Annotated in this window: 6 protein-coding genes; 1 reads left to right on the plus strand and 5 read right to left on the minus strand. The window is 53.6% G+C overall.

All coding sequences use genetic code 11. The annotated features are described in order from the left end of the window. The 3 genes from OR573_13995 to trxB form a co-directional block, all read right to left on the minus strand. Positions 1 to 2,790, minus strand: a complete 2,790-nt coding sequence (locus OR573_13995; GenBank protein XGA79587.1) for an ATP-binding protein — start codon at positions 2,788 to 2,790, stop codon at positions 1 to 3. Further along, positions 2,787 to 3,581, minus strand: coding sequence for a DNA-binding response regulator (locus OR573_14000; GenBank protein ID XGA79588.1), 795 nt, complete (start codon positions 3,579 to 3,581; stop codon positions 2,787 to 2,789). Before OR573_14000 ends, OR573_13995 begins: the two co-directional genes overlap by 4 nt. Before the next feature lie 301 nt (positions 3,582 to 3,882). Continuing rightward, on the minus strand, positions 3,883 to 4,833 hold the full coding sequence (gene trxB / locus OR573_14005) for a thioredoxin-disulfide reductase (protein XGA79589.1): 951 nt from the start codon (positions 4,831 to 4,833) through the stop codon (positions 3,883 to 3,885). Positions 4,834 to 5,155: 322 nt separating this feature from the next. Here trxB and acnA point away from each other — a divergent pair, with 322 nt between their 5' ends. Next, the gene (acnA, locus tag OR573_14010; protein XGA79590.1) at positions 5,156 to 7,891 is read left to right on the plus strand and encodes an aconitate hydratase AcnA; all 2,736 of its coding nucleotides are present in this window, start codon (positions 5,156 to 5,158) and stop codon (positions 7,889 to 7,891) included. 72 nt (positions 7,892 to 7,963) lie between these two features. Here the strand turns inward: acnA and OR573_14015 are convergent, their stop codons facing one another. Both OR573_14015 and OR573_14020 read right to left on the minus strand, forming a co-directional pair. Continuing rightward, entirely contained in the window at positions 7,964 to 9,643 is a 1,680-nt protein-coding gene (locus OR573_14015; GenBank protein ID XGA79591.1) for an NAD-dependent malic enzyme, read from the minus strand. Between the two features lie 317 nt (positions 9,644 to 9,960). Further along, complete coding sequence (locus tag OR573_14020; protein XGA79592.1) at positions 9,961 to 19,488, minus strand: retention module-containing protein; 9,528 nt, start codon at positions 19,486 to 19,488, stop codon at positions 9,961 to 9,963. Between the last annotated feature and the right edge of the window lie 273 nt (positions 19,489 to 19,761).

Genomic DNA, 19,761 nt, shown 5'->3' on the forward strand with positions numbered 1-19,761 from the left:
TTAAATAAGCTTTTTGATGCCTTTAAAGTCACCACGTAAGGCCAGATAGTGAATTTCTTCAATACCTGAGGGTTGCCCATTGCCCTCGGCAGCAAACGACTGACACCATTCCACAATGTCGGTAACTGCTCCCAACTCTATCCAGAGAGTCAGTTTTTCACGCTCTTCAGCTGAAATCTCGGCCTTTTGATTAACTGCTGTAATAGGCGCGACCTCACTCTGCTGACCTGGCTCCTGTATATTGAGCTCGCACACGCGGGCAATTTCACGACGTAGGTTAATCAGGTTTACCGGCTTGGTCACATAGGCAGAAAAATGTAATGCATCATCCTCAAGCTCAGGGGACTTCAATCCTTCCTTGAGAAGGTTCCAGGTGGCTGACACCAATATAACCGGCGTTGCTTCAGCGTAGGCCTTTATCTGGCGAAGCACCTCTCCTCCCAACTCATTACCTAACCAGTAATCAGTAATCACCACATCAGGTTGCTTAACACCGGCCTCGAGAACAGCAGCTACTTCACTGGCACTGCTAAACGTACGTACCTCAAAGCCCAGGGTTTCAAGTTCCAGCGCCATCATATCGCGGATTGGCTCAGCATCTTCAATCATCCAGGCAATCAAACCACTGGCATCCACTTCGGGCAGAATATGGGCGGGCGAACTAATAACACCAACAGAAGTATCCTCTTCATTACCAATAACAACTGGGAGAGACAGTTCAGCCCGTGTACCTTGATCTTTTTCACTGACAATATTCAAGCTGCCATGCATACGTTCAGCCAATTCTTTAGCGATGGAAAGCCCTAGCCCTACGCCACTTTTATCGCCCTGCTCACGAGAGAAAGGTTCAAACATGATTTTCTGCATGTGGCTATCGATACCACAACCATTATCCACCAGAACCAAAGACAGTCTTGCCGATTGCTGTTTTTCTTCAGGTTGCCCACTTACGGAAAGGTGAACGTTACCTCGCTGCGTATACTTCAGCGCATTTTCAATCAGATTGATGAGCACTTCGTGTAAAAAGGTCTCATCGCATACGATAACCGGTGGTACAGAGTTACTGACTTCCATGGTAAAGGTATTGTCATTGAGCTTTGCCAGTATTCGGGACTCATGATCTATACCCGCAAGGAATGAATACAGGTAGACATCCGTGGCCCTTTCCTTGTCATCCGTGACACCGCGAGCATAATCAATCAAGCGATCAATCAGCCTGTGCATGTGGCTGGCGCTTTTATAGATCACCTGGCTCATTTCCCCGGCCTTGCCTGATTCTGCGCTAAGCAACTGCGCATATCCAAGAATCGAGGTCAGCGGTGATTTCAGATCATGTGTCACACGGCCCAGAAAGCGGGTTTTGGCCTCATTGGCCCTGTGCGCTTCATTCATGGCTTGATGCAGCTCATAGGTGCGCTCATTAACGGCACGTTCTAGTTTCTCTCTCTGCTCTTTTTCCTGGTACCTTAACTTGGCTGCCAGTGCCTGAGCACGGTCACGGCGTTGAAAGGTGTAAATCAACATGATGGCCAGAACGACCACAAACTTGGTCAATAATACCCAGGGTGGGGTTGGCGCCGCATAGGTGGAGTTAATCAGGTAATCCAGGGTTGTGAAAACAAAAATAACCCACCAGAAAAACAGCAAGGAGAGTAAATGTTTTTGCCATGTTCGTTTGACACTTAACGCCTTGAAAAAAATCACCAGCCAGATAACTGAACACATCAGGCTAAACGCAATGCCGGTATACTGAAAATAATAACTTTCGACAACATGTGGAAGAAAAGAAAGAAATAACACACTCCCCCAGAGCCACTCCAGGGTTGTCATCACTTTATCCTTTTTCCAGACCCCCAGCAGCAAGACAGAAACAGTAATAAATATCACATCATTAAGCATCCAGGCAACATACCCTTTATGCTCAAAATGAACTGAAGCATATGGCAAACCCACATCCAGATAATCTGAAAACTGAGGCGCAATATGACTTAAAAAATCATATGTTTTTAACAAAACATAAAAGCTGAAAAAACCAGCCTTCTCTGCATCCAGAAACAGCGTCACCACCATCCATAGCCCAAGCACAAAAGAACGTAGATCCAGCTGTATTATCATGATGAGAAAAAGTGTCAACACTGAAGAGAAAAGCACTATATGATAATAGTGACCACTCGTTTCCTGAGCTATAAAGCGTTCAGGCTTCCAACTATGCATGGTAAAAATTGAGCGATTAGTTCCCTCAACCCTTAACAGCAGGAGGGTTTTTTCACCACCTTTCAGTTCAAGTGGTATGGTAGTTCTATAGCTTTCAAAGCTACGGTTTGACAATGGAACATTCAAACCTGTTTCAGTCTTCTCATTGATAGTCAGTGTTTCAGGATCAAGTTGCCACACCGTTACGTTTTGCAGGTACCACGGAGATATCTCTAACCAGCGGATTAAATGCTCATTTTGGGAGTTTTTCACTGGCAGCTTGAACCAGCGAGTGGTTGATTTACGCGGCCCCAGAAGAATATCTGTCACCTGAGTGGCAGGCCGCCAATCAGCGGTATGTAGGACTTTCTGTAAATCTTCTGCGCTTTCTTCCGGTAGACTCGCCGCCTGCATCAGCAAAAACAGATCTGATTTTTCATCAAAGTAAGAAAGATCAACATAATCGTATTCTTTACCTTGGGCATGACCACTCCGTGCATACAACAGCAACACAAAGATGCTCACCAATAAAGCTACATATATTGGCAGGTAATTTTTATGGCGGACAGCATGCTCAGAAGGGCAAGCAATCATCATTCACCATTGGACAACAGTTGCCTGGTTCTGAATTTTGAAGGTGGCATACCAAAGCGCTCCTTAAAAGCAGTCGAGAAATTAGCATTGCTGCTGAAACCGACTTTTTCGGCCACATCGCTAATGGTCAGGCGAGTATTGAAAAGCAGTTTTCGGGCCTCGACCATACGCTCCTCACGCAGATACTCGTATACGGTGATGCCCGCACATTTCTTAAATGCTAAGTTCAACCGCTTTGAATTAGTGCCTACCAGTTTAGCCAACTCTTTCAGGCTAGGAGGGTTCTCAAGAGAACGCACCAGATAAACCCGCGCACTGTTGAACAAAATACTGTCTACATGATTACTTGGCTTATCCGCATATTCCGCAGCATCAAAACCGGCCTCTTCAGCCAGCTTTTCATCGTTACGCACTTCCTGCCTTAAATGCACAGTGATACGTAATTTGACTTCATCAAAGTTATAAGGCTTACCAATAAAGTCTACACCACCCGCTAGAAAACCTTGGATACGCTGCTCAGTTTCTGAGTATGCCGACAGGAAAATGACCGGTATCGACGAGGTTTCAGGGTCATCCGCAAGAATTCTGCAGGCTGAGTAGCCATTACACTGAGGCATATCCAGATCCATCAGTATCAGATCCGGGATCAATAAACGCGCCTTGTGGACACCGTCTAACCCGTCGATCGCATGGTAGATGCGGCTACCGCGTTGCTGCAGGTAAGAGGAGATCAGCATTCGATCTGCTTCCGCGTCATCAATGACGAGGATTTTTTTATCGTGCAAGGCGTCCATACCCGAAGCTCCATAGAAGGAGAAAACAATTTTCAAGATAGTATATTTACTGTTTCTTTACAAAAAAGCCATATCATTATCTGGTAGGAGTATAAATATTACCCTACAGCAAAGCTATTTCCCTTGTAACAAAACCACAACCTCACCACTGAAACATTTATTATTAACACAGTTAAAATAAATAAACTCCTTTCACTTTAAGCACTTAATCGTTTTATATTTATGAATTGCTGTAAAAACACGATGGATTACATCACCCAGCGGGCTTGCGTAACCAGCCGCCGGATGATGTATAGCAATGTTAGCTCAGGCCATCCAGATAGCGCTCAGCATCCAAGGCTGCCATGCAGCCAGTGCCTGCCGAGGTAATCGCCTGACGGTAGACATGATCCATGACGTCACCACTGGCAAACACACCCGGTACGCTGGTCGCCGTGGCATTACCGTCAAGGCCGGAATTGACCTTGATATAACCGCCATTCATGACCAACTGGCCTTCAAAAATACCGGTATTCGGGCTATGACCAATAGCAACGAACAGGCCCGGCGCATGGATTTCCTTGGTTGAGCCATCCTGAGTGGATTTAACCCGTACTCCAGTGACACCGGTGTTATCACCTAACACCTCGTCCACTTCATAAAACCACTCTACGACCATATTGCCTGATGCTACCTTCTCGAACAGCTTGTCCTGCAGGATTTTTTCGGCACGCAGGCTATCACGGCGGTGAACCAGAGTGACCTTGGAAGCAATATTGGAAAGGTACAAGGCTTCTTCTACTGCTGTATTCCCCCCACCGACAACGACAACTTCCTGATTGCGGTAGAAAAAGCCATCGCAGGTTGCGCACGCAGAAACCCCTTGCCCCATGAATTTCTGCTCCGACTCAAGGCCCAGATAACGGGCGCTGGCGCCTGTGGCGATAATCAGCGCATCACAGGTATATACACCATTGTCGCCCTTGAGCGTAAACGGCTTTTCACCTAGTGTGACCTCATGAATATGGTCAAACAATACCTCGGTATTAAAACGCTCGGCGTGCTGTTTCATACGTTCCATCAGCTCAGGCCCCTGCACACCTTCAGCATCCCCCGGCCAGTTATCAACATCTGTGGTCGTCGTCAGCTGACCACCTGCCTGAATCCCGGTGATCAACAGTGGCTTGAGGTTAGCACGCGCCGCATAAACGGCGGCCGTGTATCCTGCTGGGCCGGAGCCAAGAATAATCAAGCGTTCATGACGCGTTTGCATACAGTTACCTTTTAGTTTCAACAGTTATCTTGCTAGGAACGAGATGGGCAGTCTGCCTGAGACATAACTGATCGCCAACGATTGTGAGGCAAAATCCACATGAAATAACCAGGCGTCTCTTGAAAGCGCTGGATGACATCCTCACAACCCACTTGTATCTATGCTATTAATGTAAGGACAAGATGCCTTGATAACGAAATGCCACCCGCAGCACATTCATTACATTCTATTATAAAACCCTGTTGAGGTACCGACGAAAGGCACAGATCACCGCACTGCAAAACAGTCCAGAGCCGAATCATTGAATGAAAAGGAGCGCATAATGAGCAAGATTCCCGAGACGCTACAATCGCTTGACGTAGATTCCCATACGTATCATTACCATAGCCTTCCACTCGCCGCCGATGCGCTTGGCAATATCGACCGCTTGCCTAAAACACTCAAGATTCTACTCGAAAACCAACTACGCAACGCGGACGATGAAAGCGTTTCCTCGGAAGATATGCAGGCCCTGGTAGACTGGCAGCAGGAAGGTAAATCAAGCCGAGAAATCGGTTATCGCCCGGCCCGTGTGTTGATGCAGGATTTTACCGGCGTGCCTGGCGTGGTCGATCTAGCCTCCATGCGTGCAGCGGTTGAGAAACTGGGTGAAGATCCTGCCTGTATCAACCCGTTATCGCCGGTTGATCTGGTCATTGACCACTCGGTCATGGTCGACAAGTTTGGTAACCCTGCCGCCTTTCAGGACAACGTGGATATCGAGATGCAGCGCAACCGGGAGCGTTACGAATTCCTGCGCTGGGGACAGAAAGCTTTCGATAACTTCAGTGTTGTGCCACCGGGCACAGGCATCTGTCATCAGGTCAACCTGGAATACCTGGGGAAAACCGTCTGGACCAAAGAAGTAAACGGCGCCACTCTGGCCTACCCTGACACCCTCGTCGGCACTGACTCCCACACAACCATGATCAACGGTTTGGGCGTTCTGGGCTGGGGTGTTGGCGGTATTGAAGCCGAAGCGGCCATGCTCGGCCAGCCGGTATCGATGCTGATTCCCGAAGTCATTGGCTTCAAACTGACCGGTAAGCTACGTGAAGGTATCACCGCCACTGATCTGGTGCTGACAGTCACCGAGATGCTGCGTAAAAAAGGCGTGGTGGGCAAGTTTGTTGAGTTCTACGGTGACGGCCTCAAGGATCTGCCGCTGGCCGACCGCGCAACCATCGCCAATATGGCACCGGAATATGGCGCTACCTGCGGCTTTTTCCCGGTGGATGACGAAACACTCAACTATCTGCGTCTGACCGGCCGTGAAGATGCCCAGGTGGCACTGGTGGAAGCCTATAGCAAGGCTCAGGGGTTATGGCGCGAACCCGGTGACGAGCCCATTTTCACCGACACCCTGCATCTGGACATGACCGAGGTTGAAGCCAGCCTGGCTGGACCAAAACGCCCGCAGGACAGGGTCGAACTGAAAAACATGCCGGCCGCCTTTGCCAAGGTGATGGAAGATGATGGCAAAGCAGAAGAGACTCAGCCTGCGGGCAAACTGGCGTCCGAAGGCGGCCAGACAGCCGTCGGAGTTAACCGCAGCTATGAACACTCAGACAGCCAGGCCGTTTCCTTCCAGGGTCAGGATTTCAAACTTGACCCAGGCGCTGTGGTGATCGCTGCCATCACTTCTTGTACCAATACTTCCAACCCCAGCGTGATGATGGCGGCGGGCCTTTTGGCGCGCAAGGCGCTCGAGAAGGGCCTAGTCACCCAGCCCTGGGTAAAAACTTCATTGGCGCCTGGCTCCAAGGTCGTTACCGACTACCTGGAAGCCGCCAACCTCAGCGATGACCTGAATGCCCTTGGCTTTAACCTGGTCGGTTATGGTTGCACAACCTGCATCGGTAACTCCGGGCCACTGCCTGAGGAAATTGAAAAAGCGGTCTCCGATGGCGACCTGACCGTTGCCTCAGTGCTATCAGGTAACCGTAACTTTGAAGGCCGGGTTCACCCGCTGGTCAAAACCAACTGGCTGGCATCACCGCCCCTGGTCGTCGCCTACGCTCTGGCGGGTAACGTTCAGTGTGACCTGACCCAAGACCCCCTCGGCACGGATAAGCAAGGCAATCCGGTTTACCTGAAGGATATCTGGCCGAGCCAGGCCGAAATTGCCACCGCCGTCGAGAAGGTCAATACCGCTATGTTCCGCAAGGAATACGGCGCCGTCTTTGAAGGCGACGACACCTGGAAAGCCATCAAGGTATCGGAAAGCAAAGTTTACCAGTGGCCCGCCTCCACCTATATTCAGCATCCGCCTTTCTTTGAGGGTATGGGCCGCGAACCAGATGCCATTGAGGATGTTAAGGACGCTCGTGTGTTGGCCATGCTGGGTGACTCTGTTACCACAGACCATATTTCCCCGGCAGGGGCCATCAAGCCGGATAGCCCGGCAGGACGCTACCTGCAGGAACACGGCGTTGAACCGGTGGATTTCAACTCCTATGGTTCACGGCGCGGTAACCACGAAGTCATGATGCGCGGCACCTTTGCCAACGTACGAATCAAGAATGAAATGCTCGATGGCGTTGTGGGTGGCGAAACCCGCCATGTGCCCAGCGGTGAACAGATGGCCATTTATGATGCTGCCATGAAGTATCAGGAAGCCGGCACACCGCTGGTGGTCATTGCTGGTAAGGAGTACGGCACCGGTTCCTCGCGCGACTGGGCCGCCAAAGGCACACGCTTGCTCGGCGTGCGCGCGGTTATCGCTGAATCCTTTGAACGCATTCACCGTTCCAACCTGATCGGCATGGGCGTGGTGCCGCTGCAGTTCCCTGAGGGTGAAAGCCGGGAAACGCTAGGTTTGACCGGGGATGAGGAAGTTTCCATCGCAGGCCTGAGTGACCTCAGCCCGGGCGGCAGCGTTAAGGTAATCATTAAAAACGCCGAAGGCGAGCGTAGCGTTGACGCCAAGTGTCGTATTGATACCCTGAATGAGCTGGCGTACTACCGCCATGGTGGTATCCTTCATTACGTGCTGCGCAAGATGATTGGCGCAGCCTGATAGGGAAACCTACCAATGCTCGCCTCGCCCCCACCTAGGTGGGGGCTTTTTTTTGAATAACTACCCAACAAATCAGTAAGCACGACGCCGATAGGCACGATATTTGGGCAGCCAACAGCTGCGCTCAATCGCCTCACGCAGCTCGGTACCACCGGTTTTCAACGCAACGCCATTCTGCTGGGCCTGAGCGGCCACTTCAAACGCTATTGATTTGCTGATGTCACTGATCCGTGACAGCGGCGGCAGCAAGGCACCTTTACCGTCTTTCACCAGCGGGGCTTCACGGGCCAGGGCACGGGAAGCACTCATCAGCATATCATCAGTGATGCGACTGGCTTTGGCGGCCACCACTCCCAGACCAATCCCCGGGAAAATATAGGCATTGTTACACTGGGCAATCGGGTAACTGCGGCCATTGTGAACCACAGGCGCAAAGGGGCTGCCTGTCGCTACCAGCGCCTGACCGTCGGTCCAGCGGATGATATCTTCCGGCACCGCTTCGGCCTGCGAGGTCGGATTGGATAACGGCATGATCACCGGATTTTCACAGTGGGCATGCATGGTGCGCACTACCTGTTCAGTAAAGATCCCCTGCTGACCACACACGCCAACCAACACAGTGGGCTTTACCCGCGCTGCGGTTTCTTCAAGCCCCTGCCCGGTCCATTCCGCTACCAGAGCAGCATCATGTGCCAGACGACGCTGGAAATCGCGCTGCCATTCCTGATCGTTGGTCATCAGACCTTCGCGATCAATCATGAAGATACGCCCGCGGGCTTCGGATTCACTCAAGCCTTCCGCCATCATTGAGACCACCACCTGCTCGGCAATCCCACAGCCTGCTGAGCCACCGCCTACAAAAACCACCCGCTGCTTCGCAATGGTTTCCTGGCGCGCCTGACAGGCTGCCATCAGGGTGCCAACGACAACAGAGGCCGTTCCTTGAACATCGTCATTAAAGCAGCAAAGCTCGTCTCTGTAACGCTCCAGCAGAGGGACGGCATTTGCCTGGGCAAAATCCTCAAACTGCAGCAGCACGTTCGGCCAACGGCGTTTTACCGCACTAATAAACTCTGCCATAAAGGCATCGTATTCTTCCTGGCTGACCCGTGGATGACGCCACCCCATGTACATGGGGTTCTCCAGCAACGACTGATTATTGGTGCCTACATCCAGCATGATTGGCAACGTATAGGCTGGGCTGATGCCCCCACAGGCGGTATACAGTGCCAGCTTGCCAATAGGAATCCCCATCCCCCCAATGCCCTGATCCCCCAGGCCAAGAATCCGCTCGCCGTCTGTCACTACTATGACCTTGACGTTATCCTTGGTGGCGCTACGCAGAATATCATCCATGTGCTCGCGGTCTGGATAGCTGATAAACAACCCGCGATGATTACGATAGATATTCGAGAACTCCTGACACGCCTTACCCACCGTTGGGGTATAAATAATCGGCAGCATTTCCTCCAGATGCTCGGACACCAGCCGGAAGTACAGGGTTTCGTTATCATCCTGTATCGCGCGAAGATGAATATGCCGCTCCAGATCACTGTTGCACTGCTGGTACTGACGATAAGCACGAGCCAACTGCTCATCAATCGTCTCGACTTTCTGCGGCAACAGACCAATCAGGTTGAACGACAGGCGTTCCTCCCGACTGAAAGCGCTGCCTTTGTTAAGCAAGGGCATTTCCAGCAAGGACGGGCCAGCATAAGGAATATACAGGGGGCGTTTGTTAGACGTCGTCATAGGCTTTCTCGCTATCTTCACATGGCAAGCTTGTTTTTTTAGCTCTGTCGTTATGGCTTTAATGACACAGTATGAAAACCACAAAAGTTTGTGCAATGCAGTAAAATCCGTCACTTACTGCGATTTAAAGCTAATGTAACATGCTTAGGTGACAAAAGTAGGGTAAGTGACCACGTTAGCAAGATACACAGTGACACAACCGAGTTTTGAACCAAGCTGACTCGTTGAGCTGGAGGGAAGTGGCCTGTTGGCGCCAATAGCAAGTTCCCGCCTGACACAGCCAGGCGGTAAGGGCAAAAATGATCAGTGGTACAGCGCTATTGATCGATAGAATTATTAGAGGTGTCTAAATCTTCATGTGCATTGGCAGCATAAGCTGGTGTAGCCAGCGAACTTTCGGGCTCCTTGGTCGGCTGTTGGCTTGCTGTTTCATCCGCGTCTTCAGTGAACAATGTTTCCTCATCGTCGCTTAATAGTTCATTAGCCCCCAAGGTATTTGTATCAGAAGGCTCTGCTGGTTCCTCCGCGCTATTTTCAGTAGCTAGACTTTCTTCTACTTCTAACGGTTCCTCACTAAGGGCAAGCAAAGGCTCGTCATCAGAAAGCATGTTGACAGACAGGTTTTCCGGATTGAGGCTGGGGCTAATACCTTCTTCAAAAACAAGGTTAGCCCCAATGCCTAACGTGCCCGTCAGGCTATCTTCATCACCATCTTCAGCCGTTGCATTCAGTTCTATCGATCGAGCCAACAAGGTGAGATTATCCGTTAGGCTTTCTTCACTGGTTTGAGTCACGCTACGATATTGCTCAAGCGTCACCTCTCCGAGATTATTCACGCTCACCTCAAAGACCAGGGAACTGTCGCCCTCTGTACGGCCTTCCACCCGGCCATCGACCAAACTCAATAGCACTGACTGACCACTCGCGGCATCCGTCAGGTTAGCCTCAGCACCAATCGACAATGCATAGCTGATACCACCTTCACCATCAGCGCCAAATTGAGTGACAAAAGCACCCGAAAAGTCTGCGCTTCCCGCTGCCGATAAGCTGGCTTCTGCGGACGGCAGGTCACGGCTATCGATGGTAATCAAGGGGCCATCATCACGTACTTTGAGAAACTGCCCCAGATTAATACCTTGTGTCGTGCTATCGCCATCACTGTCTATTGCTGTTGCGTTAAGCTTGATTGAGCCTGGTAAAACCAATTCGTCATTCGATCCTCCTCCAATGGGATGCCTAAGGGCCAGATACTGCGTAAGAGTGATATTTGCTGCACTGTCTACCTCAACGGCAAAGACAAGCTCATTACTATCTACAGTACGCCCTTCTATATTGCCATCTTGGTTAACGAGCTTGACGGTTTCTCCGCTAAGGGTAGATATAAGCGTTGTCGCACCATCGCCTTCAATTTCCAGGCTATAGTCAGTGCTCCCTTCACCATCAGCACCGTAGTCCACGCTAAAGATACTCGCAAAACTCTGAGATTCAGGTTTCTCTAAGTACCTTTCATCAACCTTGATAGTGGGGTCGTTGTCCACGTTAAAATTCAGATCAGTATCAATAACCGGCACATCATCAACTACCTTCAGCGTGGCGCTCAGGTCGGTACTGAGCGTCTCGGTGACGGTATCGCCGTCGCTGTCGGTCACGGTGACATCAGCACTGATACCGACCAGCCCGGTGGGCAGGCTGAGGGTATCGGCGCCTGGCGCCGGGTGATCCAGGGGAGCAGACTGAACCACGGTGATATCGCCGCTGGCGGGGTCGATATTAATCCGTAGCACGTCGCTACCGTCTGCCCTGCCGATGATCTCGCCGTTCTCCAGGCTGAAGAGCACTGGCTCACCGCCGCTGGCGATGGAGGCGGTATCGACATTGCCGTCCAGGGTCAGGCGATAGCCGTTGATGGCGGTACTGCCTGCACCATCGGCGCCATAGGCGGCGGTGACGGCCGACTCAAAGGGAGACGCAGCATTGTCACTGGCCTGCGAGGTACCGTTGACGGTTTCGCTGTCCAGGGTTGTCAGCTCGACCGCGTCCAGATCCACCGCCGCCAGTGTTGCGCTTGGCACATCATCAACTACCTTCAGCGTGGCGCTTAGGTCGGTACTGAGCGTTTCGGTGGCGGTATCGCCGTCACTGTCGGTCACGGTGACATCAGCACTGATACCGACCAGCCCGGTGGGCAGGCTGAGGGTATCGGCGCCTGGCGCCGGGTGATCCAGGGGAGCAGACTGAACCACGGTGATATCGCCGCTGGCGGGGTCGATATTAATCCGTAGCACGTCGCTACCGTCTGCCCTGCCGATGATCTCGCCATTCTCCAGGCTGAAGAGCACTGGCTCACCGCCGCTGGCGATGGAGGCGGTATCGACATTGCCGTCCAGGGTCAGGCGATAGCCGTTGATGGCGGTACTGCCTGCACCATCGGCGCCATAGGCGGCGGTGACGGCCGACTCAAAGGAAGATGCAGCCGTATCACTGGCCTGCGAGGTACCGTTGACGGTTTCGCTGTCCAGGGTTGTCAGCTCGACCGCGTCCAGATCCACTGACGCCAGTGTTGCGCTTGGCACATCATCAACTACCTTCAGCGTGGCGCTCAGGTCGGTACTGAGCGTCTCGGTGACGGTATCGCCGTCGCTGTCGGTCACGGTGACATCAGCGCTGATACCGACCAGCCCGGCGGGCAGGCTGAGCGTATCGGCGCCTGGCGCCGGGTGATCCAGCGGTGCAGACTGAATCACGGTGATATCGCCGCTGGCGGGGTCGATGTTAATCCGTAGCACGTCGCTACCGTCTGCCCTGCCGATGATCTCGCCATTCTCCAGGCTGAAGAGCACTGGCTCACCGCCGCTGGCGATGGAGGCGGTATCGACATTGCCGTCCAGGGTCAGGCGATAGCCGTTGATGGCGGTACTGCCTGCACCATCGGCGCCATAGGCGGCGGTGACGGCCGACTCAAAGGAAGATGCAGCCGTATCACTGGCCTGCGAGGTACCGTTGACGGTTTCGCTGTCCAGGGTTGTCAGCTCGACCGCGTCCAGATCCACTGACGCCAGTGTTGCGCTTGGCACATCATCAACTACCTTCAGCGTGGCGCTCAGGTCGGTACTGAGCGTCTCGGTGACGGTATCGCCGTCGCTGTCGGTCACGGTGACATCAGCACTGATACCGACCAGCCCGGTGGGCAGGCTGAGGGTATCGGCGCCTGGCGCCGGGTGATCCAGGGGAGCAGACTGAACCACGGTGATATCGCCGCTGGCGGGGTCGATATTAATCCGTAGCACGTCGCTACCGTCTGCCCTGCCGATGATCTCGCCGTTCTCCAGGCTGAAGAGCACTGGCTCACCGCCGCTGGCGATGGAGGCGGTATCGACATTGCCGTCCAGGGTCAGGCGATAGCCGTTGATGGCGGTACTGCCTGCACCATCGGCGCCATAGGCGGCGGTGACGGCCGACTCAAAGGGAGACGCAGCATTGTCACTGGCCTGCGAGGTACCGTTGACGGTTTCGCTGTCCAGGGTTGTCAGCTCGACCGCGTCCAGATCCACCGCCGCCAGTGTTGCGCTTGGCACATCATCAACTACCTTCAGCGTGGCGCTTAGGTCGGTACTGAGCGTTTCGGTGGCGGTATCGCCGTCACTGTCGGTCACGGTGACATCAGCACTGATACCGACCAGCCCGGTGGGCAGGCTGAGGGTATCGGCGCCTGGCGCCGGGTGATCCAGGGGAGCAGACTGAACCACGGTGATATCGCCGCTGGCGGGGTCGATATTAATCCGTAGCACGTCGCTACCGTCTGCCCTGCCGATGATCTCGCCATTCTCCAGGCTGAAGAGCACTGGCTCACCGCCGCTGGCGATGGAGGCGGTATCGACATTGCCGTCCAGGGTCAGGCGATAGCCGTTGATGGCGGTACTGCCTGCACCATCGGCGCCATAGGCGGCGGTGACGGCCGACTCAAAGGGAGACGCAGCATTGTCACTGGCCTGCGAGGTACCGTTGACGGTTTCGCTGTCCAGGGTTGTCAGCTCGACCGCGTCCAGATCCACCGCCGCCAGTGTTGCGCTTGGCACATCATCAACTACCTTCAGCGTGGCGCTTAGGTCGGTACTGAGCGTTTCGGTGGCGGTATCGCCGTCACTGTCGGTCACGGTGACATCAGCACTGATACCGACCAGCCCGGTGGGCAGGCTGAGGGTATCGGCGCCTGGCGCCGGGTGATCCAGGGGAGCAGACTGAACCACGGTGATATCGCCGCTGGCGGGGTCGATATTAATCCGTAGCACGTCGCTACCGTCTGCCCTGCCGATGATCTCGCCATTCTCCAGGCTGAAGAGCACTGGCTCACCGCCGCTGGCGATGGAGGCGGTATCGACATTGCCGTCCAGGGTCAGGCGATAGCCGTTGATGGCGGTACTGCCTGCACCATCGGCGCCATAGGCGGCGGTGACGGCCGACTCAAAGGGAGACGCAGCATTGTCACTGACCTGCGAAGTACCGTTGACGGTTTCGCTGTCCAGGGTTGTCAGCTCGACCGCGTCCAGATCCACCGCCACCAGTGTGGTGCTTGGCACATCATCAACCACTTGCAGCGTGGCGCTCAGGTCGGTACTGAGCGTTTCGGTGGCGGTATCGCCGTCGCTGTCGGTCACGGTGACATCAGCACTGATACCGACCAGCCTGGTGGGCAGGCTGAGGGTATCGGCGCCTGGCGCCGGGTGATCCAGGGGAGCAGACTGAACTACGGTGATATCGCCGCTGGCGGGGTCGATATTAATCCGTAGCACGTCGCTACCGTCTGCCCTGCCGATGATCTCGCCATTCTCCAGGCTGAAGAGCACTGGCTCACCGCCGCTGGCGATGGAGGCGGTATCGACATTGCCGTCCAGGGTCAGGCGATAGCCGTTGATGGCGGTACTGCCTGCACCATCGGCGCCATAGGCGGCGGTGACGGCCGACTCAAAGGGAGACGCAGCATTGTCACTGGCCTGCGAGGTACCGTTGACGGTTTCGCTGTCCAGGGTTGTCAGAGAAAACTCTAGCTCTACGTCTGACACAATCACCGCTGGAATATCGTCATTGAAGGCAATCACCCCACCCAGATCAATACTCTCACTGGCACTGACAACATAACCATTGCCATATTCAGCTGTCACTGCACCACTGAGATTGATAACACTACTTTCAAGTAGCAACTGATCAACATCAACACCATTTGTATTTTCGGTAACATGATCAATTGCCCTACTTTGAGTTAGCTTTACTATCGCATTACCGCCTTCATCCTCACTTAAGCCAACTCGAAACACTTCATTATTATTAGCTGTGGCTATGATGTCGCCATTATTGGCATCCACTGCCAGACTTATGCTACTGCCTCCACTAGTCAAACTTGTGTTGGCATTCTCTACCAATTCTAGAGAGTAGCTCCATGAAGCGATGGCCTGTACGCCATCTTCTCCATAATTTGTCTCTCTATAGCTGAAAATATCGTCCAGGCGAACACTGTCCTGATCGACAAGCTCAGCATCACTGGTAATTAACGACAGGTCGCTCGTCGTTGTTATGACTTCAATAATCGGATTTTCATCCACAATCGTAGCGTTGCCGGTGTCGGTGATGCCTTCTGGCAATACGGTGCCATTTTCAGTCTCACCAGTGAGAGTGGCGGTCAGGGTAAAATCTTCCGGCCCTTCAAACACATCGTCATCGATGGTTGGCACGCTGATCACGATGCCGTCGGTGGTACCCGCGGGTACGTCCAGGCTGAAGGTGCCGTTACCGTTGTCGGTCACCGCGACCTCCACACCACCAATACTAGCGGTAGGTATGCCTAAGTCTTCAGCATCGGCCTCGCCATCCAGCTCAAAGGTCAGGGTGGTGGCGTTATCCACCGGGTTGCTCAGACTGACATCAAACGTGGCAGTGTCACCTTCATTGATGGTGCCGGCATCCGCGACGCTGAGTACTGGAGTATCGTTATCCGGCTCTTCTTCGGGGTCATCCGGCGTGCCGCTGCCGTCATCCACGATGGTGGCGTTGCCGGTGTCGGTGATGCCTTCTGGCAATACGGTGCCACTTTCAGTCTCGCCAGTGAGAGTGGCGGTCAGGGTGAAGTCTTCCGGCCCTTCAAACACATCGTCATCGATGGTTGGCACGCTGATCACGATGCCATCGGTGGTACCCGCTGGCACGTCCAGGCTGAAGGTGCCGTTACCGTTATCGGTGACCGTAACCTCCGTGCCGTCAATACTGGCCGTGGGGGTGCCAATATCGTCGCTGTCAATCTCGCCGTCCAGTTCAAAGGTCAGGGTGGTGGCGTTGTCCACCGGGTTGCTCAGGCTGACATCAAACGTGGCAGTGTCACCTTCATTAATGGTGCCGGCATCCGCGACGCTGAGTACTGGAGTATCGTTATCCGGATCTTCCTCGGGGTCATCTGGCGTGCCGCTGCCGTCATCCACAATGGTGGCATTGCCGGTGTCGGTGATGCCTTCTGGCAATACGGTGCCACTTTCAGTCTCGCCAGTGAGAGTGGCGGTCAGGGTGAAGTCTTCCGGCCCTTCAAACACATCGTCATCGATGGTTGGCACGCTGATCACAATGCCGTCGGTGGTACCCGCGGGCACGTCCAGGCTGAAGGTGCCGTTACCGTTATCAGTGACCGTGACGTCCGTGCCGCCAATACTGGCGGTGGGGGTGCCAATATCGTCGCTGTCAATCTCGCCGTCCAGCTCAAAGGTCAGGGTGGTGGCGTTATCCACCGGGTTGCTCAGGCTGACATCAAACGTGGCAGTGTCACCTTCATTAATGGTGCCCGCATCGGCGACGCTGAGTACTGGAGTATCGTTATCCGGCTCTTCTTCGGGGTCATCCGGCGTGCCGCTGCCGTCATCCACAATCGTGGCGTTGCCGGTGTCGGTGATGCCTTCTGGCAAGGTGTTACCCGCTGTCGTCTCGCCAGTGAGAGTGGCGGTCAGGGTGAAGTCTTCCGGCCCTTCAAACACATCGTCATCGATGGTTGGCACGCTGATCACGATGCCATCGGTGGTACCCGCTGGCACGTCCAGGCTGAAGGTGCCGTTACCGTTATCGGTGACCGTAACCTCCGTGCCGTCAATACTGGCCGTGGGGGTGCCAATATCGTCGCTGTCAATCTCGCCGTCCAGTTCAAAGGTCAGGGTGGTGGCGTTGTCCACCGGGTTGCTCAGGCTGACATCAAACGTGGCAGTGTCACCTTCATTAATGGTGCCGGCATCCGCGACGCTGAGTACTGGAGTATCGTTATCCGGATCTTCCTCGGGGTCATCCGGCGTGCCGCTGCCGTCATCCACAATCGTGGCGTTGCCGGTGTCGGTGATGCCTTCTGGCAAGGTGTTACCCGCTGTCGTCTCGCCAGTGAGAGTGGCGGTCAGGGTGAAGTCTTCCGGCCCTTCAAACACATCGTCATCGATGGTTGGCACGTTGATCACGATGCCATCGGTGGTACCCGCTGGCACGTCCAGGCTGAAGGTGCCGTTACCGTTATCGGTGACCGTAACCTCCGTGCCGTCAATACTGGCCGTGGGGGTGCCAATATCGTCGCTGTCAATCTCGCCGTCCAGTTCAAAGGTCAGGGTGGTGGCGTTGTCCACCGGGTTGCTCAGGCTGACATCAAACGTGGCAGTGTCACCTTCATTAATGGTGCCGGCATCCGCGACGCTAAGTACTGGAGTATCGTTATCCGGCTCTTCTTCGGGGTCATCCGGCGTGCCGCTGCCGTCATCCACGATGGTGGCGTTGCCGGTGTCGGTGATACCTTCTGGCAATACGGTGCCACTTTCAGTCTCACCAGTGAGAGTGGCCGTTAGGGTGAAGTCTTCCGGCCCTTCAAACACATCGTCATCGATGGTTGGCACGTTGATCACGATGCCATCGGTGGTACCCGCTGGCACGTCCAGGCTGAAGGTGCCGTTACCGTTATCGGTGACCGTAACCTCCGTGCCGTCAATACTGGCCGTGGGGGTGCCAATATCGTCGCTGTCAATCTCGCCGTCCAGCTCAAAGGTCAGGGTGGTGGCGTTGTCCACCGGGTTGCTCAGGCTGACATCGAAAGTGGCGGTGTCACCTTCATTAATGGAGCCCGCATCGGCGACGCTGAGTACTGGAATATCGTTATCCGGATCTTCCTCGGGGTCATCTGGCGTGCCGCTGCCGTCATCCACAATGGTGGCATTGCCGGTGTCGGTGATGCCTTCTGGCAATACGGTGCCACTTTCAGTCTCGCCAGTGAGAGTGGCGGTCAGGGTGAAGTCTTCCGGCCCTTCAAACACATCGTCATCGATGGTTGGCACGTTGATCACGATGCCGTCGGTGGTACCCGCTGGCACGTCCAGGCTGAAGGTGCCGTTACCGTTATCGGTGACCGTAACCTCCGTGCCGTCAATACTGGCCGTGGGGGTGCCAATATCGTCGCTGTCAATCTCGCCGTCCAGCTCAAAGGTCAGGGTGGTGGCGTTGTCCACCGGGTTGCTCAGGCTGACATCGAAAGTGGCGGTGTCACCTTCATTAATGGAGCCCGCATCGGCGACGCTGAGTACTGGAATATCGTTATCCGGATCTTCCTCGGGGTCATCTGGCGTGCCGCTGCCGTCATCCACAATGGTGGCATTGCCGGTGTCGGTGATGCCTTCTGGCAATACGGTGCCACTTTCAGTCTCGCCAGTGAGAGTGGCGGTCAGGGTGAAGTCTTCCGGCCCTTCAAACACATCGTCATCGATGGTTGGCACGTTGATCACGATGCCGTCGGTGGTACCCGCTGGCACGTCCAGGCTGAAGGTGCCGTTACCGTTATCGGTGACCGTAACCTCCGTGCCGTCAATACTGGCCGTGGGGGTGCCAATATCGTCGCTGTCAATCTCGCCGTCCAGCTCAAAGGTCAGGGTGGTGGCGTTGTCCACCGGGTTGCTCAGGCTGACATCGAAAGTGGCGGTGTCACCTTCATTAATGGAGCCCGCATCGGCGACGCTGAGGGTTGGCTCGTCTGGCCCCACAACGACGGGTGACTCTGCATCTATTACGCCATCATCACGGTCAGTGGCGCTATTTCCTTCTGGATCAGCAACTGTGGCAATAACACTCACTGTGTTGTCGTTATTATTCAGGTCTGTCACAGTCACTATCAGACCGTCATCCAGCATCTCTTGGGTGACAGGACCGTCAAACAAAATATTGTCTTTACCATCAACAACGAATAAAGCGTCGCCGACTTTGACATCACCGCCCAAATTAACCGTTGCTTTGATACCGTCAACAATTTCATCTTCGTTGTAGGCATTGTTACCTGGAGGCTCTAATACAACATCAATCAGTTTGACAATTTTATCTGGCGTCAAAAAGGCTGAAAACTCAGGTGTTGTCAGCTCATTATCTCTACCTGTATCAAATGCATATTCCACACCCTCAACAGTCTCGGTGATGCGTACAAGCCTGACAAAGGAGACTCCACCTTTACCACCACCATTAACCTCAGGAGTTCCTTCAAGCAGACGTTCAACATCGGCTTCAAGATTATTCTCCAATAAAGCTAACACTCCATTCAGATGGTAAGTGTCTAGTGCACTCTCATCTTCGCTGGGCGGCTTTTCTTCATCTGTTTCACTATTAATCGTTACAACTTCACTAGCACCGAAAACAGCGGGAGGAAGTCCGTCATTAAAATCAACCTCGACCACACTCATCGGTGCAGTAATCAGGACATCACCTTCTTGTAACTTGTCGCCTACGCTGAGTTCGCGCAGGTTCCCGTTTTCATCACGCGTAAAAACTCGACCCACAATGTTAACTATAGTAACTGAAGCCATGATGAAGCCCTTTATTTATGACATTAATAGAACCACTATTTACAAATAGTAACCTAAAATGCCTCAATAAATATTGGACCGTAGTACAGCCAAGGAGGTCTAATAAAGATTAGCACCCGATAGTTTTCAAGTGCTTATAGAAAAATGACGGATTTATTGATTGTTAACATATTGGCGTGCGCGTCGGCATGGCTTTATGCACCAAGAAAAGAAACTTTATGTAACAATAGGAGGTGTTAGAGGGTTAGGAAGCGAGCATGGCCGTTACGTACC

Source organism: Halomonas sp. CH40 (assembly GCA_041875495.1).
Taxonomy (GTDB): Bacteria; Pseudomonadota; Gammaproteobacteria; order Pseudomonadales; family Halomonadaceae; genus Vreelandella.